Source organism: Gemmatimonadota bacterium (genome assembly GCA_021295815.1).
Classification (GTDB): Bacteria; Gemmatimonadota; Gemmatimonadetes; order Longimicrobiales; family Gaopeijiaceae; genus JAGWBQ01.
The window spans coordinates 1-21,812 of record JAGWBQ010000023.1 but is presented as its reverse complement, the minus strand read 5'-3'; the positions used below and the strand labels follow the sequence as shown (position 1 = coordinate 21,812).

12 protein-coding genes and 1 tRNA gene are annotated in these 21,812 nt (G+C 67.1%); 10 read left to right on the top strand and 3 right to left on the bottom strand.

Annotated features, from left to right (window positions below):
* The first annotated feature begins 4 nt into the window (after positions 1–4).
* From J4G12_09375 to J4G12_09365, 3 genes are all read left to right on the top strand, one after another.
* On the top strand, positions 5–574 hold the full coding sequence (locus J4G12_09375; GenBank protein MCE2456002.1) for a hypothetical protein: 570 nt from the start codon (positions 5–7) through the stop codon (positions 572–574).
* Positions 571–2,583 carry a DUF4153 domain-containing protein gene (locus tag J4G12_09370; protein ID MCE2456001.1) on the top strand — a complete coding sequence of 671 codons (2,013 nt, stop codon included), beginning with the start codon at positions 571–573 and terminating at the stop codon, positions 2,581–2,583. The genes J4G12_09375 and J4G12_09370 overlap by 4 nt, the downstream gene beginning before the upstream one ends.
* A gap of 75 nt (positions 2,584–2,658) precedes the next feature.
* Positions 2,659–7,596, top strand: a complete 4,938-nt coding sequence (locus J4G12_09365) for an NAD-glutamate dehydrogenase (GenBank protein ID MCE2456000.1) — start codon at positions 2,659–2,661, stop codon at positions 7,594–7,596.
* A gap of 110 nt (positions 7,597–7,706) precedes the next feature.
* On the opposite strand, the gene J4G12_09360 is transcribed toward J4G12_09365, so the two are convergent.
* Positions 7,707–8,342 carry a hypothetical protein gene (locus J4G12_09360; protein MCE2455999.1) on the bottom strand — a complete coding sequence of 212 codons (636 nt, stop codon included), beginning with the start codon at positions 8,340–8,342 and terminating at the stop codon, positions 7,707–7,709.
* 78 nt (positions 8,343–8,420) lie between these two features.
* Here J4G12_09360 and J4G12_09355 point away from each other — a divergent pair, with 78 nt between their 5' ends.
* From J4G12_09355 to J4G12_09340, 4 genes are all read left to right on the top strand, one after another.
* Positions 8,421–10,247, top strand: a complete 1,827-nt coding sequence (locus tag J4G12_09355; GenBank protein ID MCE2455998.1) for an FAD-dependent oxidoreductase — start codon at positions 8,421–8,423, stop codon at positions 10,245–10,247.
* Complete coding sequence (locus J4G12_09350; protein ID MCE2455997.1) at positions 10,244–12,199, top strand: 2-oxoacid:acceptor oxidoreductase subunit alpha; 1,956 nt, start codon at positions 10,244–10,246, stop codon at positions 12,197–12,199. Before J4G12_09355 ends, J4G12_09350 begins: the two co-directional genes overlap by 4 nt.
* Positions 12,196–13,251 (top strand): 2-oxoacid:ferredoxin oxidoreductase subunit beta, encoded by a 1,056-nt coding sequence (locus J4G12_09345; protein ID MCE2455996.1) that lies wholly within the window; start codon positions 12,196–12,198, stop codon positions 13,249–13,251. Before J4G12_09350 ends, J4G12_09345 begins: the two co-directional genes overlap by 4 nt.
* Positions 13,252–13,501: 250 nt before the next feature.
* Positions 13,502–13,575, top strand: a tRNA-Pro gene (locus tag J4G12_09340).
* Between the two features lie 119 nt (positions 13,576–13,694).
* Here J4G12_09340 and J4G12_09335 read toward each other — a convergent pair.
* Complete coding sequence (locus tag J4G12_09335; protein ID MCE2455995.1) at positions 13,695–15,200, bottom strand: aminotransferase class III-fold pyridoxal phosphate-dependent enzyme; 1,506 nt, start codon at positions 15,198–15,200, stop codon at positions 13,695–13,697.
* Positions 15,201–15,475: 275 nt separating this feature from the next.
* Between J4G12_09335 and J4G12_09330 the strand changes: the two genes are divergently transcribed.
* The 3 genes from J4G12_09330 to J4G12_09320 all read left to right on the top strand — a co-directional run bounded on the left by J4G12_09330 (position 15,476) and on the right by J4G12_09320 (position 18,683).
* Entirely contained in the window at positions 15,476–17,149 is a 1,674-nt protein-coding gene (locus J4G12_09330; GenBank protein MCE2455994.1) for a DUF885 family protein, read from the top strand.
* Positions 17,150–17,530: 381 nt separating this feature from the next.
* Entirely contained in the window at positions 17,531–18,520 is a 990-nt protein-coding gene (locus tag J4G12_09325) for an alpha-L-glutamate ligase (GenBank protein ID MCE2455993.1), read from the top strand.
* A gap of 16 nt (positions 18,521–18,536) precedes the next feature.
* On the top strand, positions 18,537–18,683 hold the full coding sequence (locus J4G12_09320; protein ID MCE2455992.1) for a hypothetical protein: 147 nt from the start codon (positions 18,537–18,539) through the stop codon (positions 18,681–18,683).
* Between the two features lie 70 nt (positions 18,684–18,753).
* Here J4G12_09320 and J4G12_09315 read toward each other — a convergent pair whose 3' ends face one another.
* On the bottom strand, positions 18,754–21,429 hold the full coding sequence (locus J4G12_09315; protein ID MCE2455991.1) for a hypothetical protein: 2,676 nt from the start codon (positions 21,427–21,429) through the stop codon (positions 18,754–18,756).
* Positions 21,430–21,812: the final 383 nt, after the last annotated feature.

The window sequence follows — 21,812 nt, the reverse complement described above, 5'->3', positions numbered from 1 at the left end:
CGCGATGCGATTCATGGTGGTCGCGGCCCTCGCGCTGCCTCTGGTCGGTGCGCATCCGGGGACCCGCCACTCCGATCCGGCTCTCTGCTCCACAAGCGTGGCGGACCGCGGACACGGACCTTTCGGACCCGAGTACTACTCCTTCGACCTGGTGACGACGAAGCGCATACCGGGCACGGGACTGGCCCGGGGCGTGGCCGAGATCGCGCCACCGGCCAGCTCGCCGTTCGCGGTGGCTCTTTCCGAGGACGGCAGCTATCGCTACGCGGTGGAGGTTAGGATCGAGAGGGCGAAGCCTCTTCGGAGCGGCGTCCTCGTCGCCTGGGTCGCGACTCCGCAGCTCGACCGGGTAAGACGGATCGGGCCGCTGGACCACGCGCTCTCCGCCCGCGGCTCGGTCGACTGGAACAAGTTCATCGTCGTCGTCTCGCTGGAACCTTCCTCCGATCCGAACGCCGAGAGATGGACCGGACCGATCGCCTTTCGCGGGATGTCCCGGAGCGGCGCGATGCACACCATGGTCGGGCACGGAGCTCTCCAGCAGGAGAATTGCGCCGCCTGGGGATATCAGTGAGCGGCCCGATTTCTCCCGGCCTCCTGCTGCGGACCGCGACCGCCACGGCGAGGCGATTCCCGTTCCCCCTGGCCGCAGGCGCGCTGACCGCGAGCGCGGGCTTCGCGATGCTCGGGGAATCGGTCGTCGAAAACGGAGACACCGACCGCTGGATCAGGCTGATGGCCGCGGCAGGGCTCGGCATCCCGCTCTTCTCCTGGGTGGGCATCGCTCTCTCGGGCGTCGGCTCCGCGACCCGCTGGATCGTGTCCGGCGTTCTCGCCGGACTGCTCGCTCTCTTCTACCTGGCGACGGACGGCTGGACCGACGAGGGGCTCGGTATTCGCGTCACTCACCTCGCGGTCTTCGCCCACCTCCTGATTGCCGCAGGTCCCGGCCTGCGCCGCCCTGAGACCCTGGGCCTGTGGCACTTCAACAAGCGTCTCTTCACCCGCTTCGTCCTAGGCGGCTTCTACGCGGGCGTCCTCTTCGGGGGGCTGTCGGCCGCGCTCGCCGCGCTCGACAACCTCTTCGGCGTGTCGATTCCCGAGGAGACCTACGGCAGGCTCTTCTTCGGGCTCGCCTTCGTCTTTCATCCCTGGTTCACGCTCTCGGGAGTTCCGGAGGACCCGGAAGGCGCGGACTGCGACTATCCGGCCTTCGTGCGCGTGTTCGCCCAGTACGTGCTGATACCGTTGGTCTGCCTGTATTTCGTCATCCTCACGGCGTACCTGGTGCGCGTGGTCGCGCTCTCCGACTGGCCGAGCGGCTGGATAGGCTATCTGGCGGCCGCGCTCGCCCTGGCGGGCATCCTCTCCATCGTTCTCGTGCATCCGGTACGGCAACGTCCCGGCGGCGAGTGGGTGCGCCGGTACGCCTTCTGGTTCTGGGCGGCCATTCTGCCGCAAACCGGGATGCTTGCAGCGGCTATCTGGCAGCGGGTGGACCAGTACGGCCTGACGGAGTCGCGCTATTTCCTCGCTCTGGGCACCCTCTGGCTCGCCGGAGCGGCCGTCTTCGTGCTCGCCCGGAGACCTACCGGGGTTCGCTGGATCCCGCGCTCGCTCTGCTTCGTCGCGCTCGCTTCCTTCGTCGGACCCTGGTCGGCCTACGACGTGTCGCGCCGGAGTCAGGTTCAGCGTCTGGAGAGTCTGGCCGAGGAAAGTGGCGGTCTCGTGGACGGACGGCTCGTTCCGGTGGAGGAGCCTGTGTCGCGCGAGTACGGCGACGAGGTCGAGGAGATCGTGCGCCACCTCGTCGCGCGTCACGGGACCGGGGCCGTCGACCCCTGGTTCGAGGGCGGAGTGCAATCGCTGATGGCTGAGGGCGAACCCCTTCCGGTGCGCGGTCGCGAGGCCGGGCGTATCGCTGACGCGGTTCGAGATCACGTGGCGCCCTCTCCACCCGGTTTCTGGGACTCGGTGGTGTCGGCCCTCGACGCGTTGGGCTCGCTTTTCGGAGGCGACCGGCCCGCTTCCGAAGGCGACCGACCCGCTACCGAGGACCCTCCGGCGCCCGATGGCCCGCCGACCGAGTTCGTCGTTCACAGCGAGGCGTGGTCGGACGCACTCACCGTCGCCGCCCTCGCGGGAGGGGCCGGCGGCGCCGAGGACGCGGGTGATCCGGCTTCCGACGCCGGTGGGGAAACGGCTCGACCCGCCGCGGTTCAGGTGCTCGCCGACGCGGACCTGCTCGCCGGCAGCTACGCGGTCGGCGGTGCGCGGATCGAATTCGAGTCCGGTCCGGCCCTGGAGCTGACGATGGTCTGGGACGGAACGAGGTACCGGGGTTCCTACGTGCACATCCTCGAGGCTACGTTCGCACACCCCGATTGGCCGGGCGACGACGGAGCCGTCTACGCTCTGCCCCGGGATGTCATGGCCGTGGAGTTCCGTCCCCGGGAAGGGTCCGCGTCCTCGGGACGCAGGGCTCGGGTGTTCGTCTCCCGCATGAGCGTTGACGAGGACGGGCTGGAAACGGCCCGCGGGCTGGTCGTCCTCATGGACCGCCCGGACGACGCCCCGCGCTGACGCCTGTTTGGCTCAAGTCTCCACAATCGCTAGATTCGGAGCAGCCTTCGCACTCCCCCCCAGTCGGGTACGATCATGGCCGCGCCTTTCCGCTCACCCAGTGATCTCTCGTCGGCGGTTCCCGAAGTCTGCGACTGCCTCGCCGATCTCGCGACCGATTCCGCCCCGATAGCCGAGTTCGCTCGTGTCTTCTACGACCGAGCCCCGGCCCGGCTCGACAGCCGAGGCACGGAGACTCTCGCCAGGATGGCCCTCTCCGCGTGGCGATTCCTGGGTGAGACGCGAGTCGGACGGGTCGACGTCTCCGTCGCCCATGCGGACGAGGAAGGCTGGGGCTCCGACATCTCGGTCATCCGCACCAACGTAGGCGAACGTCCCTTCATCGTCGACACCCTCCGGGAATACCTCACCTCCGAAGGCCTCCCGGTGTCCACCCTCATCTACCCGCGCCTCGGCATCGAACGCGACTCGTCGGGCACGCTCCACAGGGCCGGATCGATCTCTTCCGGCGGTTCGGGCGAATCTCTGGTTCACTGCGAGATCCCCCGCATCGAGGACCCCGAGCGTATCGAGGCCGTTCGCGCCGAGATCGAGAGCCGTCTCAACGAAGTCGTGGCGGTCACGGACGACTTCACGGCGATGATCGCCCGGGTGGACTCCGTGGGGCGCGAACTCATAGACCGGAGCCGCAGGTTGATGGGTCGCGAGGAGGAGATAGCCGAGATCATCGACTTCATGCGCTGGTTGCGCGACGGAGGATTCGTGTTTCTCGGATACCGGAGCTATAGGATCCAGGAGCTCGACGGCGCAGGCAGGGCGGTGGTGGTCGACCCCGATTCGGGTCTGGGCATCCTTCGAGACACCTCGGCGTCCGCTTTCGCCAAACCCGTGTTGCTCGCCGAACTCCCGGAAGATCTGCGCGACCTGGCCGAACGCGGACCGATCCTCATCATCAACAAGGCCAACTCCGAGTCTCGGGTCCACCGGCGCGCCCGCATGGACTACATCGGCGTCAAGATCCTGGACGATCGCGGTCGCGTCGCCGGCGAGCATCGTTTCCTCGGGCTCTTCACATCGAGGGCTTACGCGGAGAAGGCCGACACCCTGCCCATCCTGCGGCGCAAGCTCGCGCGCATTCTCAGGGACTCCGAAGCGGCCGAGGGCACGCACGACTACAAGGAGATCATCACGATCTTCAACACGCTGCCCAAGGAGGAGCTCTTCCTCGAATCCGCCTACGAGATCGCGGCCGACATCCGCACGGTGATCGGCGCGTACGACACCGCCGACGTGAAGGTCAAGGTTCGTCGGGACACGTTGGGCAGAGGTGCGTCGGTGATGGTGATTCTGCCCAAGGACCGGTTTTCGGGAGACGTGCGCAAGCGGATCTCGGAAGCGATCGTCGAGGAGCTCAGGGGAAGCATCCTCAACTACCACCTCGCTTTGGGCGAAGGGGATCAGGCGCGCCTCCACTTCTACATCGCCACACCGAAACGCAGCACCGACCCGGACGACGCCGCTCGGCTCGAGCTTCAGGTCGCCCGGATCATTCGCACCTGGGCCGACCGGGTCCGGGACGGCATCCACCGTCGGGTCGAGTCCGGGCGGGACGCGGCGGCGATGGCGGAGCACTATCTCGATTCCTTTGCCGCGGAGTATCAGGCCGCGACCGACCCCGAGGTGGCGGTCGACGACATCCTCCGCGTCGAGAAGATGCTGGCGGACGGTGACTCGACGGCATTCGCGATCAACAACTACGACGAGACGCAGACGGTCGCGGGCGTGCTGGGGGCGACCGAGCTGAAGGTCTATCGACATCGGGCCGGGATCATTCTCTCCGAGTTCGTCCCCATTCTCGAGGACGCCGGCCTCAGGGTGCTCGCCGTCAAGCCATTCGAGATCGCGGAGAAGGGAGTCGCTCCCACCACCATCAGCGTGTTCGCCGTGCAGGACCACGGCGGCCGCCGTCTCGACATTTCGGACGGGGGCGATCTGCTCGCGGACACCGTTCTGGCCGTGCACTCGGGCGTGGCGCGCGGCGATCGTCTGAACGGGCTCGTGCTCGCCGCCGGTCTGGCCTGGCGCGAGGTCGACGTACTGAGAGGCTATATCGAGTACGCCTTCCAGGCTGGGTCCATCCCCAGCCGCGACGCGCTGGTGACCGCGCTGGTCCATCATCCCAACATCGCGAGCACGCTCTTCCGCCTTTTCGAGGCACGCTTCGACCCTCGGCTCGTCCTCACCACCCAGGCTAGAGACCAGGCTCGCATCCAGCTTCTGGCCAGCTTCTGGAACGCTCTCGCCGACGTCACCGCACTCGCTGACGACCGAGCCCTCCGGCAGCTCGAAGCTCTGATCTCGGCGACGCTGCGTACCAACTACTACCTCGGCGGCGGCGCTCGGCCGACCCGCACCTCCGGAGGAGCCCCCTACATCTCGTTCAAGATCGACTGCGCCGCTGCGGGGGTCCGCTCGGGCACCGGGCTCGCGATGGAGGTGTGGGTGCACTCGGCGAGGATGGAAGGAGTGCACCTGCGCGGCGGTGCGGTGGCGCGCGGCGGGATCAGGTGGAGCGACCGTCCGGAGGATTTCCGCACCGAGATCCTAGGTCTGGCTTCGACCCAGATGGTGAAGAACGCGGTGATCGTGCCTACGGGATCCAAGGGAGGATTCGTGGTCGCCGGCGATCCGCTCGAGGACTGGGAGCGCCAGTTCGCCGAGGGCAAGAATCAGTACCGGACGCTCATCCGCGGCATGCTCGACATCACAGACAATCTGGTCGACGGCAAGCCGCGGAACCCTAGCCAGGTGGTCGCCTACGACGGCGCGGACCCCTACTTGGTGGTGGCTGCGGACAAGGGAACCGCCACCTTCTCGGATTTCGCCAACGAGGTCTCGGCGGATTACGAGTTCTGGCTCGACGACGCCTTCGCCTCGGGAGGCTCCCAGGGCTACGACCACAAGGCGGTCGGCATCACCGCGCGCGGCGCCTGGGAGTGCGTGAAGCTCCACTTCGCCGAACACGGCAAGGACATTCAGAGCGAGCCCTTCACCGTGGTCGGCATCGGTGACATGAGCGGCGACGTCTTCGGCAACGGCATGCTGCTCTCCCGGACCACCAAGTTGGTGGCCGCCTTCGACCATCGTCACATCATTATCGACCCCGACCCCGATCCGGAAAGCTCCTACGCCGAGCGCGCCCGTCTCTTCGAGCTCGCCAGCGCGGCCGACTGGGACGATTACGACCGTTCCCTCCTGAGCGAAGGCGGGATGATCGTCCCGAGAGGAGCGAAGGAGGTGACTCTGGGGCCGCAGGCGCGACGGGCTCTGGGGGTCGCCGGCGACGGTGACGCCTCGGAGCCGCTCGTGGTGGACGGCGAGACTCTCGTGCGCATGTTGCTGCGCGCACCCGTCGATCTGCTCTGGAACGGCGGTATCGGCACCTACGTCAAGGCCCGCGACGAAACGCACGCCGATGCGGGCGATCCCTCGAACGACGCCGTCAGGGTCGACGCCCACGAGCTGCGCTGTACGGCGGCCGGGGAGGGAGGCAACCTGGGCTTCACCCAGAAGGCCCGGGTCGAATTCGCGCTGGCCGGCGGGCAGATCAACACCGACGCCCTGGACAACTCGGGTGGCGTCGACATGTCGGATCACGAGGTCAACCTGAAGATCCTCTTCTCACCTGCGGTCTCGAGCGGCGAGATGTCGTCGGACAGGCGCAACCGGCTTCTCAGGGAGATGACCGACGAGGTCGCCGAGCTCGTGCTCGCCAACAACCGCGACCAGAACACCGCCGTCTCGCTCGATCTTCTGCGCGCGCAGGAGAGCGCGGACGACTTTATGGAGATGATGCTCGCCCTGAAGAAGCGCGGTCTCCTGAACCGCAGGCGGGAGCGCCTGCCCACCGCCGCCACTCTGCGCAAGCGTCGCGAACGGGATGAGAGCCTGGTGCGTCCCGAACTCTGCGTCCTGCTCGCCTATGCGAAGATGGCTCTCAAGGAGGACCTTCTCGCCGGCGACCTCATCGACGACGCGGCGACTCGGGGCTACCTGCTCTCGTACTTCCCCGAAGCGGCCGTAGCGGCGGTCGGGGACGAGCTTCTCGACCGGCACCGGCTGCGTCGCGAGATCGTCGCCTGTCAGCTCACCAATAGGGTGGTCGATCTGATGGGAGCCACATTCGTCAACCGCGTCGCCCGCGACACCGGGGCGAGCCAGGCGGAGGTGGTGAGGGCGTGGCTGGTGGCGTCCCGGCTTTCGGACCAGCAGTCCGTCGTCGACCGGCTCGCCGACACCGGATCCGGCATGGGAGTCCGCGAGGTCAAGAGATGGCTCCTCGCCCTCTCGCGCGTCCTGGAACGGACCACGCGCTGGATTCTCGCCAACCTCGACCGGGAGGAGTCCCCTGCACAGATCGTCGATCGCAACTTCGAGGAGCTGGTGCGGCTGCGCGGCTCCTTCTCGCTGATCCTGGCCGGAGACGACCAGATGTTCTTCGAGGCCCGGGTCAGAGAGATGAGGGCGGCGGGCGCGGCGCCCGGGTTTGCCGAAGAGCTCACCACGCTGCGCTTTCTCGACCAGTTGCTGGAGATACTCGCCGTCAGCCGAGCTGCGGACGCCGGGGTCCTCACCGTCGGACGCGCCTACTACCAGGCTTCGCGGAGCGCCAACCTCCCGCGGCTGCGGGCCCTAGTGTTCGCCTCCGCAGGCGAAGACCGCTGGGAACAGCGCGCCGCGCGCATCCTGTCGGAGACGCTCATGCGGGCGCATCGCGAGCTTGTGCTGTGGGCGGTTTCGCAGGGCGGCGCGGTGGGTCGGGCGAGCGACCGCGCGGCCGAAGCCGACGAAATACCGTCGGTCGGCGAGTTGCTGGAGGCCCAGGCGAACAGGACCGAGCGCTTCCGGGCGGTCATCGACGAACTGCACGGGACGCCGGCACCCGGCATAGCCCCGGTCACCGTGGCGATCCACGAGCTCTCAGCGCTCGTGGCGTCGCTTCCCAGACCCTGACCGACTCGCGCTCCCGCCCGGACGGTTCCGTGGACAACCTCTCCCCGCAGAACGACGCAAGGTCCGGGCCGGTCCGACGGACGCGACCGCCCCCCGGGCCGGGCGACCGGCTACCAGGGTCCCAGCGCGACTCCCAGCGAGGCGCTGAAGCCTTGGAAATGCTCGGCTGCGGTCTGAGGAAGATCCTCCACGCCGAAGGGCAGACGGTAACCGAGCTGCGCCCTGAGTTCGACTCCCCGCAATTGGCGAGAGATCACGGCCTCGCCCTCCGCCACACCGAAGTTGTCGGCGGCGCTGTAGCCGGACACCCTCGGGAGCGACATGCGAGCGGCTCCCGCCCCGAAGGTGAAACGAGCCCCCATCCCCATACCGCCCACTTGGAGGAGACTCCTCTCGAGAACCACGCCGCCGTAGGCGAAGTCCATTTGGTAGTCGACTCCGGTGGACCCGCCCGGCACGGCGGTGGAGGCGGTGGAAGCCCAGATCCCCAGACCCGCCGTGAAGCTGCTGGGCAACCGCACGCGGAGATCCCCACCGACGAGGATGCGCGCCTGCGAGCGGATTCTTGTGGATCGTCCCGCGACGGTCAGCAGCAGTCTGCCCTGCTCCTCGTGGGAAACGACATCCTCCCCTTCCCGCTCCTGGGCGGAGACCGCGCTCCCGGCTCCGGTCGGCGGCTGGACGAGGAGCGCGCCCACGGCTACGGCGGCGGCGAGATGACGGAGGGGGTTCGATGTGCGCTTCATGTAAGTAATGTATAGTAGGAACGTCGGCTCCTGCACCTTCCACGGCCCGGATCAGGGCCGCTTCCCTGTTCGCCCATGATGCGACCCACCGATACGCGCGACCCGCAGTACTACCACAAGGTCGTCGACTGCCAGTGGGCATGTCCGGCTCACACCAACGTCCCCGAGTACATCCGCCTGATAGCCGAGGGCCGTTACACCGAGTCGTACATGCTCAACCGCAAGTCCAACGTCTTCCCGGGCATCCTTGGGCGGACCTGCGATCGACCTTGCGAACCGGCGTGCCGCCGCACCCGGGTGGAGGACGAACCGGTGGCCATCTGCCGGCTCAAGCGCGTCGCCGCCGACCTGCGCGGCGATGTGGAAGATCTTCTGCCCAAGGTCCCGAAGACCGGGAACGGCCGCAGGATCGCCCTGATCGGAGCGGGGCCGGCCTCCCTGACGGTCGCGAACGACCTCGTGCCGATGGGTTACGAGTGCACCATCTTCGAGGCGCTGCCGAAAGCGGGCGGCCTCATGCGCACCAACATCCCGTCCTTCCGGCTTCCGGTGCGCGTCCTGGAGGAGGAGATCGACATGATCCTCGACATGGGTGTGGAGATCCTCTACGACCACCGGATCGAGTCTCTGAAGGAGCTCCTCGACGAGGGAGGCTTCGACGCCGTCTTCATAGGAACCGGCGCTCCCAAGGGCAAGGAGCTGCGCATTCCCGGCCGCGACGCCGCGGCTGCGAACGTGCACATCGGCATCGAGTGGCTGGAATCGATCCACTTCGGCCACATCGACTCGGTGGGCGAGCGAGTGCTCGTCATCGGCGTCGGCAACACCGCCATGGACTGCTGCCGGAGCGCCAAGCGGCTGGGGGGAACGGAGATCAAGGTGATGGCGCGCAAGACTCGACCCTACTTCAAGGCGTCGCCCTGGGAGCTGGAAGATGCCGAAGGGGAGGAGGTCGAGATCCTGGTCAACCACTCTCCGCAGCGCTTCGTCACCGAGGACGGCCGCCTCGTCGGCATGGTCTTCGATCTCGTGGAGTGGGAGAAGAACGAGCAGGGAAGGCTGGTTAGCCGCAAGCTCGACGAGAGCTTCATTCCCGCGGACGACGTCGTCCTCGCCATCGGGCAGGACAACGCTTTTCCCTGGATCGAGCGCGACATCGGGATCGAGTTCAACGACTGGGAGATGCCGGTCGTGGACCGGACCACCTTCATGACCACGCTACCAGGCGTTTTCGTGGGAGGAGATGCCGCCTGGGGACCCGAAAACATCATCTGGGCGGTCGAACACGGCCATCAGGCGGCCGCCTCCATCCATCTCCATTGCGAAGATCTCTCGCTCGTGGACGACCGGCCCGCCTACGGCATGAACCTCGTCTCGACCAAGATGGGGATGCACGAGTGGCGCTACTCGAACGACTACGATCCGGCCTACCGGACCGAGATGCGGTACGCCGACCTGGAGAAGCGGCTCGCCGACATCTTCGTCGAGGCGGAGCTCGGCTTCGACCCGAAGGAAACGGCGCGAGAGGTGGAGCGCTGCCTGAACTGCGACATCCAGACCGATTTTCAGGCCAAGCTCTGCATCGAGTGCGACGCCTGCGTCGACGTCTGCCCGGTTCACTGTCTCACCATCACGGTGAACGGCGCCGAGGACGATCTGCGCTCACGTCTGACGGCGCCTGCCGAGACCCTCGAACAGGCCCTCTACGTCTCGGACGGTCTGCCCCACACCGGCAGAGTCATGGTCAAGGACGAGGATCTCTGCGTTCACTGCGGGCTCTGCGCCGAGCGTTGTCCGACAGCCGCATGGGACATGATGGAGTTCGACCTGATCAACCCCTTCTCGGGCGCCGACACGGTTGAGGAATCGTCCCGGCCCCTGGCAACGGAGCGGGCGGGCGCATGAGCAGAAACGGCGGGCCTCTGCGGCCGAACGACTTCGCAATCAAGATCGGCACCGTGAACGGCACCGGCTCGGCGAGCGCGAACTCGCTCCTGCTTCAGGCCCTCTTCCGCGTGGGCGTTCCGGTCTCCGGCAAGAACATCTTCCCTTCGAACATCCAGGGGCTGCCGACCTGGTACGAGATCAGAGTGAGCGGAGACGGCTACGCGGCGCGCTCCCCGGAGGTCGACATCTCGGTCGCCATGAACCCCGAGAGCTACAGCCGCGACATCGCCGAGGTAAGGCAGGGTGGCTGGATCCTTCACGACTCCACCAGACCGCTCGAAACGAGGCTGCTCCGCGAGGACGCGACCTTCCTGGGCGTCCCACTCGCCCGCATGTGCCTGGAGCATTTCGAGGGCGCGCGAACGCGCATCCTCATGAAGAACATCGCCTACGTGGGCGCGCTGGTGGCTCTGCTCGACATCGAGATCGAGGTGGTTCACGGCATGATCGAGGAGAAGTTCGGCACCAAGCCGCACCTCATCGAGGCCAACTTCAAGGCCCTCGCGCTCGGTCGCGACCACGCGCTCGAGCACCTTCCCTGCCCGCTCCCCATTAGGGTGTCACGACTCGACGCCACCCGGGATCACGTGATAGTGACCGGCAACACCGCGGCGGCGCTGGGCTGTCTCTACGCCGGCGCGACCGTCGGAGCCTGGTATCCGATCACGCCGGCCACCTCGCTCATGGACGCGTTCACCGCGTTCTGCCGTCGCTTCCGGGTCGATCCGGAGACGGGCGAGCGCGATTATCTCGTCCTCCAGGCGGAGGACGAGCTGGCGGCGGCGGGCATGGTGATCGGCGCATCTTGGATGGGGGCCCGCGCCTTCACTCCAACCAGCGGTCCGGGCATATCGCTGATGAGCGAGTTCATCGGCTTCGCCTACTACGGCGAGGTTCCGGCCGTCTTCTTCGACGTCCAGCGCACCGGTCCGTCCACCGGAATGCCGACGCGCACCCAGCAGGGCGACCTCCTGCTCTGCGCCTACGCCTCCCACGGCGACACCAAGCACATCGCCCTCTATCCCGCGGATCCCGCCGAGTGCTTCGACTTTGCGGTGCGGGCCTTCGATCTCGCCGACCGCTTTCAGACTCCCGTCTTCGTGGTCAGCGATCTCGACATCGGGATGAACGACTGGATGATCCCCGAGCTCGGCTGGGACGACGACTTCCGACCCGACCGCGGCAAGGTGCTGGATGCGGAGGAGCTCGCAAAACTGGACCGCTTCCATCGCTACCTCGACAGCGACGGCGACGGCATTCCCTACCGGACTCTCCCCGGGGTCGACGCCAAGGGGGCCTACTTCACCAGGGGCGCCGGCCACGATCGCTACGGAGGATACACCGAGGACTCGGACGCATATCGCGACGTCGTCGACCGCATCGCCCGCAAGGTCGATTCCGCTGCGGACGCCGTGCCCGCTCCCTATTTCCGACTCGCCGGGGGCGCCCATGAAGCCAGCCGGAGCTCTACGGCCCGCTTCGGGATCGTCTCCGTGGGCGGATGTCACTGGGCGGTCCTCGAAGCCCTGGACGTGCTCGAGGCGCGCGGCCATCAGATCGACTACATGAGGGTGCGCGGATTTCCCTTTTCGGACGAGGTGAGCGACTTCATCGACGCCCGCGAGCTGCTCTTCGTCGTCGAACAGAACCGCGACGCCCAGCTTCGTTCACTCCTTTTGCTCGAGACCGGGTGCGCCGCCGAGAAGCTCCGCCCAGTGCTCGACTACGGCGGTCAGCCGCTCGCGCGGAACACGGTGGTGGACGCGGTGGAGGAGTTCGTCCGGAAGGAGCCTTCGGGATCGCGGGAGGCGGTTCCGAGGTCGGGAGATCCGGTTCCGGACTCGGCGGACCCCGTCCCGATCGCTCCCGAACCCGTCCAGACCTCATCACTCTCGAACCCGGCGCCATGAGCTATATCGCCAAGCCCGTCGCTCGCCATCCGGCGCTGAAGAGGAACGCCCTCGGCCTCACCATGCGGGACTACGAGGGCGTCATGTCCACGCTGTGCGCGGGTTGCGGGCACGACTCGGTGACGGCCGCGTTCGTACAGGCCTTCTTCGAGCTCGGCACCGAACCGCATCGGGTCGCCAAGATGTCCGGGATCGGCTGCTCCTCGAAGACCCCGGCCTACTTTCTGGGAGGGGCTCACGGCTTCAACTCGGTACACGGACGGATGCCTTCGGTGGCCACGGGAGCCAACGCCGCCAACCGGGACGTGACCACCGTTGGAGTGTCGGGCGACGGCGACTCGCTCTCCATCGGGCTCGGGCAGTTCTGCCACGCGGTGCGTCGGAACGTCGACATGCTCTACATCCTTGAGAACAACGGCGTCTACGGCCTCACCAAGGGCCAGTTTTCGGCCTCGTCCGACCTCGGTTCGAAGTCGAAGCGGGGTGTGGCGAACGAACACCAGCCCATCGACGCCGTCACACTCGCGATCACCCTCGGAGCCTCGTTCGTGGCTCGCTCCTTCTCCGGCGACAAGGAGCAGCTCGTACCGCTGATGAAGGCCGGGCTCACCCACCGGGGATTCGCCTTCATCGACGTGATCTCGCCCTGCGTGACCTTCAACGACCACGAGGGCTCCACCAAGAGCTACGTCCATACCCGGGAACACGGCCACGAGGTAGTGGCGACCGACTTCGTTCCGCTGCGGAGCGAGATCACAGCCGCCTATCCGGAGGGCGGCGTTCGCGACGTGCTCCTCCACGACGGCAGCGCCATCCGGCTCCGCAAGGTCGCCGAGGACTACGAGCCTGCGGATCGGGTCGAGGCTCTGAAATTCCTGGGAGGAGCTCAGGCCCGGGGCGAGATCGCCACCGGCCTGCTCTACCTGGCGGAGGAAGGCCGCGACATGCATGTTCTGGAGAGAACGACCGCGAACCCGCTGGCCCAGCTCCCGTTCGAAAGGCTCTGTCCGGGGGGCGAAGCGCTCGCGGATATACAGAGGGAGTGGAGGTAACGAGGCTTCGCATCCTCGATGTGGCCGGTGGGCTCGTGCTCGGCGTCCTGCGAGACGAAACGGATGTGCAGAGTGTCGTGGTGTACGAGTTGGTGGGGATTGGTTCGTGAGAGATCCAGACGGATCGTCGACGTTGTGGGACTTCGTCGTCGACGAGGGAGAGCACACGGTCAGGTGCACGCAGGGCAAGCACTCCTGACACCCACCCCCGCCTTGAGTCCCGCCCCCTTCACGGTTAGTTTTCCCCGCTCGGGACGTGGCGCAGCCCGGTAGCGCACCTGAATGGGGTTCAGGGGGTCGCCGGTTCGAATCCGGCCGTCCCGACTCGCGGCACCCTCCCCGACTGTCGCATCCTCAATGTCGCAGCACTCTCCTCGCCTGTTCGGTTCCCGAGGAGGGAGTGTTGTTCGCGGTGGAGGTATGTCCTCGCCGCAGCCTCGTTCCTACGCCGCAGCCCCGCCGACCACCGGCTCGCCTAACTTTCGTCGCTGACGAACCGCCCTCCATTGGCTCGCGACGCACTCGCGCAGACACTCGACCACCAGTTCGAGCTCGGCTGCGGTAATCCCGAAACGCGGTGTGAATCGGACCGAGTTTCTGCCGCCGTGGACGACCCCCACGCCCACCTTTCGCATCGCATCCTCCACGCTTCCGGACCCGGCGGCGGAGAGCCTGCGGGCGAGCTGGCACGAGACGAGCAGCCCGGTGCCCTGCACCCCGACGATGGCGCCATCGAGCTCCTCGGCCAAGACCTCGAGCGCGCGCACGAACTTCCGCCCGCCGGCGACGATGTTGCTTCGGAGCTCCGGGGTCATCTCCCCGAGCACCGCGCTCGCCGCGTCGAGGGCGCGCGGGTTGGCGGTCATGGTGTTGCCGTAGGTACCGCGCCTGAAGATGCCGGCCGCCCGCTCAGTGAGAGCCACGGCGGACATGGGATACTGGCCGGCGTTCAGGGCCTTGGAGTAGGCCTCCATGTCCGGTGGGTCGAGGGTCTCGAAGCCGGGGTAGTCCACCACCGAAAGGTAGCCGGCGGTACGCAGGCCCGCCTGTATCGAGTCCACGAGGAGGAGAGAGCCGTGCGCACTGGTAAGCTCTCTGGCGAGAGCGTAGAACTCGGGGCGAACCGCCATGCCCGGATTCCCTTCACCCATCACCGGCTCCATGAAGAGCGCCTCCAGGAAGTCGCCGCGGCGGTCCGCGGCCTCGAACGCGTCTCCCAGCGCCTGAACGTCGTTCACGGGCACGGTGACGAGGTCGTCGCGGTCCCGGAAGGAGGCGAGGTTGGCTTCGTAAGTCGAAGCGGTGGAGTGCGAGAAGCGCGCCGGTCGGTCGGTGCGTCCGTGGAAGGCGCCGGTCAGGGAGATCTTCCTGATGCGGGCGCCGGGCCGGGGCCCACCGGGATCGGTGACTTCCCTTGCGTTGGTGTCGGCCACACGGGCCGCGAACGCCACCGCTTCCGATCCCGAATTGAGGAAGACGAAGCGTGGAAAAGGACATCCCTGCTCGCGCCGCTGTCCGATCTCGGCCGTCAGCGCCTCGACCGCCCGCAGGTGGGAGGTGTTCGGGGTCATGATGTTCGCCATGACCTGCGGCTGCCTGATCGCCGCCATGACGGCAGGTGGATTGTGGCCGAGGCCGAGAATGCCGTAGCCGCCGCAATCGTAGACGACGGCGCCTTTCAGCGTGACGACCCACGGCCCTGACGCCGCGAGAGCCGCATAGGGGTTGGCCTTGTCTTCGCTGTAGAACTGGAGCAGTCCCTGCTGGAGACGGTCGATCTGCTCCGATTCGTCCAGCTCGATGAGACCGGGAAACTCCTCGGCCACCCGACGGAACTCTTCACGCGCCTGACGGGCCGCCTTCCGAAGCGACGGATCCGCGCGCTCGAAACGTGTCACGGTCTCGTCCGGCAGCCCCGTCGTAAGCCGACTCCCGGAGGTTTCCCGCATTGGGGTCAGCAGTTCCACGACACTTCGCACCGCGTCCTCCGGCTTCAGATTTCGTTTCGGTCACTGGCGATCAACCTTGCCGTCTACCCGAGGCCGCGCTCAAGGCTCCGGTCGCACGAGAAGGCGAGAGCTGGAGCGAGGGCGGCCGGCGCGGGTGTCCCGCCAGATCGGTTTCCCCTTGACAGGAACGCCTCGAAGGTCGGATCATGGTTCGTGTCCGAAACCGAACGGCCCGTCTGGACCTGTCTCGCCTTCACTCCATTCCCACTTCTGCGATGAGCCGAATCAAATCGACCCATGTTCTCGTCCTCGCGACGTTCCTGGCCTCCTGCGTTCCCGACGACTCCTTCGTGGTGGAGATGCCCGAAGCGCCCGCTCCCGGCTCCACTCACGACGATCTGGTCACGTTTTTCACGGCTTGGCGTGATTTCGAGGAGCCGCCGTTCGTTGACGGGGTGCCCGACTACTCCGGGCCGGTCATGGCGGCGCAGCATCGCGCCCTCGCAAGATGGATGGAAGCGCTCGCCGCCTTCGACACCACGGGCTGGAGCGTCGAGGAGCGGATCGACTGGCATATCGTGCGGGCCGAAATGAACGGGCTCGACTTCGACCATCGCGTGCGCCGTCCGTGGGCCCGCGACCCGGCCTACTACGTTTCGGTCTTCGCCGCCCGGAGCGACGTGCCAGCTCACGAAGGCCCGGTGGTGCACGGATTCATCGACCTCTGGCTCTATTCCTACCCGCTCTCGGAGGAGGCCGCCGCCGAGCTCGCCGACCGCATCTCCCGCATTCCCACCCTGCTGTCTCAGGCGCGGGCCAACCTGGCCGGCGCTGAAGCCGCCGACCTGTGGATGGCCGGAGTACGCTCGTTCAACGCACAGGTGCGAGATCTCAACAATCTCTCCGAGAGGACCGCTGGCCACGCGGCGCTTGATCAGGCCATAGCCGAGGCCCGAGAGGCTTCTCTCGCCTTCCGGGACTGGATCGAAGCCGAAAGACCCAACCGGACCGGCGCCTCGGGCGTCGGCAGGGAGAACTACACGTGGCTCATGCGCAACGTCCACCTCGTACCCTACTCCTGGGAGGAACAGGAGACGATCATGCGCCGGGAGCTCGCCCGTTCGCACGCGACGCTGCGCCTCGAGGAGAACCGTAATCGGGAGCTGCCGGAGCAGACGAGGATCGCTTCGGCGGAGGAGTTCGACCGACGGCTCGACCAGTCGGTTGACAGGTACATGGAATTCCTGGAACGGGAAGAGGTGCAGAGCGTCGCCCCGTGGATGGACCCAGCGCTCAGGGCGGTGAACGGCAGCTTCACTCCGGCCGAGCCGGGCGAGATCCGCAACTTCTTCTCCGAGGTCAACTACCGCGATCCGGACGCCTTCCGACCGCACATGCACCACTGGATCGAGCTCGCCCAAATGGATCTGGAGCCGCACGAGAGTCCGATCCGGGCCGCTCCGTCGCTCTTCAACATCTACGACGCCCGCTCGGAGGGGCTCGCCACCGGCGTCGAGGAATGGTTCATGCACCTCGGCCTGCTCGAGGGTTCGCCTCGTTCACGGGAGCTGGTCTGGATCATGATCGCTCAGCGAGCCGGACGCGCCCTCAGCGGACTTCGGCTGCACTCGGGCGACTACGACATGGAGGAGGCCGTGGCGCACTCGATGAAGTGGACCCCGAGAGGATGGTTGCCCGACGGAGCGCTCGTGCGCGGCGAGCAACACCTCTATCTCCGCCAGCCGGGCTACGGCACCAGCTATCTGAGCGGAAAGGCTCAGATCGAGGAGCTCGTGGCCGAGTACGCGCTCCAGCAGGGCGACGCCTTCACGGTGAAAGGCTTCTTCGACGCCTTCTACGGAGCGGGCGTCATACCCACCGTCCTAGCGCGCTGGCAACTGACCGGCGAGATGGATCCGATCCTCGCGGAGGGAGCCCTCGGGATGTAGGGAAGGTCGGGACACGCCGGCCCCCGCTTGGGCGGAAGAGACGTCTTCGCCCGGATCTCAGGCTCGTCTCCCGCTGGAAACCCTCCCGTTCGGGCTCATTTGCCTTTGGACAAGACTCCCGGTTGACGCGCCGCCGCATTCCGCGATCTTTTCGCATGTTCATGCCGTCGCACCACCCGTCCGCTCCTCTGCGCGAAGCCGCCTGCACCTGTTGTTGTATGCGCTTCCCGCCTGATTCGGGTGTCGCGATGCGCTGAGCTCCCAAACGCCAGCCTTCGCCGAGCCGCCCGGGTCATCTGATCCGGGCGGCTTTTTTCGTGCCCACGCGGCTGGATCCACGCCGTATTCGACCTTCTTTCTTCCCCCAGAGTGAAACAGCCGATGATTGACCGCGTTCCGCCCCAGACACACGTTCTCTACGAAAATCCGGCCTGGATACCTCCCCTGCGCGAAGCGCTTGAGGAGGAAGGCCTCTCCGTCCGCCTCGTGCACGTCGACGAAGGACGCATCGATCCGGCCACACCCCCGCCCGAGGGAGTATGGATCAACCGCATCAGCCCGTCGGCGCACACCCGCGGCCACGTCCATACGGTGGAATTGGCCCGCCAACTCCTCTACTGGCTCGAATCCAGCGGTCGCCGGGTGATCAACGGCGTGAACGCATTCGAGCTGGAAATGAGCAAGCTGCGGCAGGACCTCGTTCTTCGGCGTCACGGCGTGACCACACCCCGCACGGTGCTGGCCGTAGGCCGGGAGCACCTGCTCGAAGTCGCCACGACCTTCGACGGACCGTTCATCACCAAGCACGACCAAGGCGGCAAAGGCCTCGGCATCCGATTGTTCGGGAGCGCCGACGAGCTCGAGGCATCCCTGAACCACGAGGACCCCGATTTCGGCCCGGGCGAGAGAACGATCCTACAGCAGTACGTCCAGGCCACCGAGCCGTTCATCACCCGGGTCGAGATCGTGGGCGGCCGCTTTCTCTTCGCCATGCGGAGCTCCACGGCTCAGGGGTTCCAGCTCTGCCCGTCGGAGGCCTGCAACCCGACCTCAACGAATCTCGAGCACGCACCGGGTGGCGGGATCGGAGGAACCGGACTCTTCACCCCCTCCCCCATCACCGGCGCAGATCCGCTGGTGCAGCAGTACATCCGGCTCTGCACCGCCGAGGGCATCGAGGTCGCCGGAATCGAATTCGTCGAGGACGACCGCGGCAACCGCTACACGTACGACATCAACGGCACGACCAACTACAACCGTACACTCGGAGACCGCATAGGCGTAGACGGCATGCGCGTATTGGCCCGGTACGTGCGTTGGGTAGGTCAGACCGGTGGGGCGCCTCGGCGCAAACAACCGCTAATCGCGTAAGGCGCCCGACATCTCGTTGAATCTTGCGAGTCCGTCGATTTTCCGATCCTACGTCGGACATCCCGAAAGGCTCGAGCGAGAACTTCTGGCCGCACCGCTGGAGATGCGTGTGGTCTTCATCGACGAGGTCCAGCGAGTTCCTCCACTGCTCGTCATGGCCTGAAGCGGCACTTTACCACTACCGCACTCCGCTACCATGACGACGAGGCGCTCCCGCGCGCGAGATCATCGCCTCAACGCGGCGTCAAACGCACCCTCGCGGTCATCCGTCCCTCGTCACCGGCGAACCTCACCTTCAGCGCGCCGTCCGCCGCAGCCACCACCTCGGCCGCCCCTCCCACCACCACCCCGCCCACCTGGGTCCCGAACAACTCGAAGTCATACTCGCGCCCCGCGTTCCCCTCGACCGTGAGCAGCCACCCCCCGCCCTCGGCCACCAGGTCGATTACGCGCGGCCCCGTGCTCCGCTGTCCGGGCTCCAGATCGATACGCGGCGGCGCCACCGTCAACCCGCCCTCCCAGCTCGCCACCAGCTCCACCACCTGGCCTTTGCCCATCTGAATCCTGAGCGGGGCAAGGCCGGGCCGCCCGCGTGCGTCCACCGCCGTCTCCATCTGGTTCGTCCCTTCCACATTCACCTCCACCCCGGTTGCCCCTTCGGGAGCGTCCGGCACGAAGTCAATCTCGACCGGCGGCCCCTCGCTGCGAATCACCACCCTCTGCTCCCCACCCTCCTCCCCCCATTCCTGCACGATCTCCACATCCAGCGTGGTCTCGCCCACGCGCAATCCCCGCACCGCAGCCTCCGGCCAGTCCGGCGGTAGCTGCGGCGCCAGCATTGCCCGGCCGTTCGGCGCGTCCGGCTCCCACCCGAAGACGCCCCTGAGCAGCGGCGTCGCCAGCATCGAGGTGGCGAAGAACTGGTGCGGGACGGTCTGGTCGAGTGGCTGGTAGAAGTCGCCCGAGAAGAGCTCGCCGTGACGGCCGAGCGACCAGTCGAACGTCATCTGCTTGACGGCGTCCATGAGGTGGAACCCGGCCCAGGGGCGCCGGTAGCGGTACTGTCCCCACGACGCGAACCCGGTCACGAAGGGCCATACGGTGCCCATGTTGTACTGGAGCGGATGGTACAGCGGACTCTCGGTCGAGAGCATGTGCGCGCCCCAGTCCGACGAGATGCGGTCGCCCGCGATGCGGGACAGGGTGCCGCGCGCGCGGTCCTCGTCGAAGAGGCCGAAGGCGGCGGCCGCGGCGGGCCACACGGTCAGGTTGTCGTTGGTGCCGCCTCCCGCGAGAATGCCGAAGGCGTGGTGACCGTCCGCTTCCAGCCAGTAGCGGTCGTTGAGTGTGCGGCGGGCCGTGGGCGCGATGCGCGCGGCCGCGTCGAGGAGCTCGCGGTCGCCCATCCGCTCGGCCATCTCGAGCGTCCCCTCCAGGGCCCCGACCCAGACGCCGGCCAGGTAGATATCCTGGTGCAGCGCCTCGCCCAGCCCGCCGACCTCCACGGCGCCCAGGCCGCCCACCGTGTTCTCGATGATGCCGTCGCCGTCCGTCTCGGCGCTCAGGCACCACGCCCACGCGCGCCGGTACGCCGGCCACAGCTCGCCGAGCAGGTCGTCGTCGCCGCTGGCCATCCAGTACAGGTAGAGCGCGTACATCCAGTGGGGGGTGGTGTCGGCGTGGTAGTAGGCGTAGGGGTAGGTCTCGAACCAGTCGACGTGGGCCGCAGCCTGCGAGATCTCGTGGGTGATCTTGCCGTCGCTCCGCTGGTAGCGCGCCAGGAAGGCGAGCTCCTCGGCGACCAGACCCCACTGGCCGAGCGCGTCCATGGCGTAGGTGTTGATCATCGCGTCTCCGCCGAAGAACCAGCCGAAACCGGGGCGCCCGCCGTCCCGCGACAGTCCCCAGCCAGCCACGAACCCGCAGCCCAGGTCGGGGTTGCAGACGCGCTGCTCCTCGAGGTTGATCTTGGCCCATTCGAGCGCGAGATCGAGCGCCGGATCGGGGGTCTCGACCGAGGCGGTGGAGGCGAGCGCGGAGTCGGCCCAGGCGCGGGTGCCCCGGTAAAGGGCTTCCGCGTTCGCGATCAGGCGGGCGTAGCTGGCGAAGACGGTGTCGCGTGGCACGGTTCCCCCAGCCACCGCGATCGGGATGAACTCGCGCCGGGCACGGTCCGGATCGACCGGGATGACCATGGTGCGGGGCGCGTCGCCCAACTGGTGCGCGGGGTGCTCGACAGAGCTGGTGGCCCACGGCGACCCCACCACGGCGTTGCGCCGCTGCAGGCTCTCGGAGAGGACGAAGACGCGCCGCTCGCCGTCCCAGTACGCGTACTGTCCGCCCAGCGACCCGGGCCACATGTAGTTGAGAACCGGGTGGAACTCGGCCACGATCTCCATGGAATCCGGGCTGTCGACCTCCAGCAGCACGAGGATCCCGGACGCGGCCGTGTCCCTGGGCGCGAGGATGTGCTGGCGCACCTGGAAGGCCGCGTGACTGTAGGTGATGGTCGCGAGCTCGGGGCGGACATGGATCGTGCGCGCCACGCGGTCGCCGGGGATGGGGGCGCCGTAGCGGGGTGTGGAGAAGGAGAGCTGGAAGCCGTTGCCGACCTTGAGCGGGTGGATCCAGAGCTCCGCCTGGCCGGTCTCGAGGCCGAGCCACGCGGCGAGCGGGCCGGTGACGCCGAGGTATTCGCCGGGACGCACCGGGCCGGTGAGCTCGATGGGGGAGGGAATGACGGGGAAACGGGGGACCGAGAGCGTGGCCAGGTCGCCGGGGGAGGGGTCGGGGAGGCGCTGGGCGGTGGCGGGGTGGGGGGTCAGCGCGAGCGCGAGAAACGCCGACGAGGCGAGCCGGGCCAACATGCCCTGAACGACGCTCTCGATCTCACGAATCTTCATGCTCATGGCGTTGAGTCCGGACTCCGCTCTTCAGTGTGACACTCGAAGGATGGATTGCCGCCATTCGGAAGGCAGCAGGACTGCTACGCCCCGTCGCGACTCAACCGCCGCACCTGCGGATGCTGCACATCCATTCCTTCCGTCCACACCCCGAGGATTTCGTCCACCCCGATGTCCATTACCCGGCGGTCATCGGAAATCTCCACTCGTCCTAGCCGGTCTGGAACTTGTCCGTCAGACCCATCCACCGCGCTGCCTCACCTCACCTCCACCTCATCCACCTCGAACGCGTAGGCCCCCACCGGCCCCTCCGCCACAAACGCCAGCCCCGCGATGATCTCCGGTGTGGCCGTCGGGAAGTCTTCCAGCTGGATCTCCAACTGGGTCCA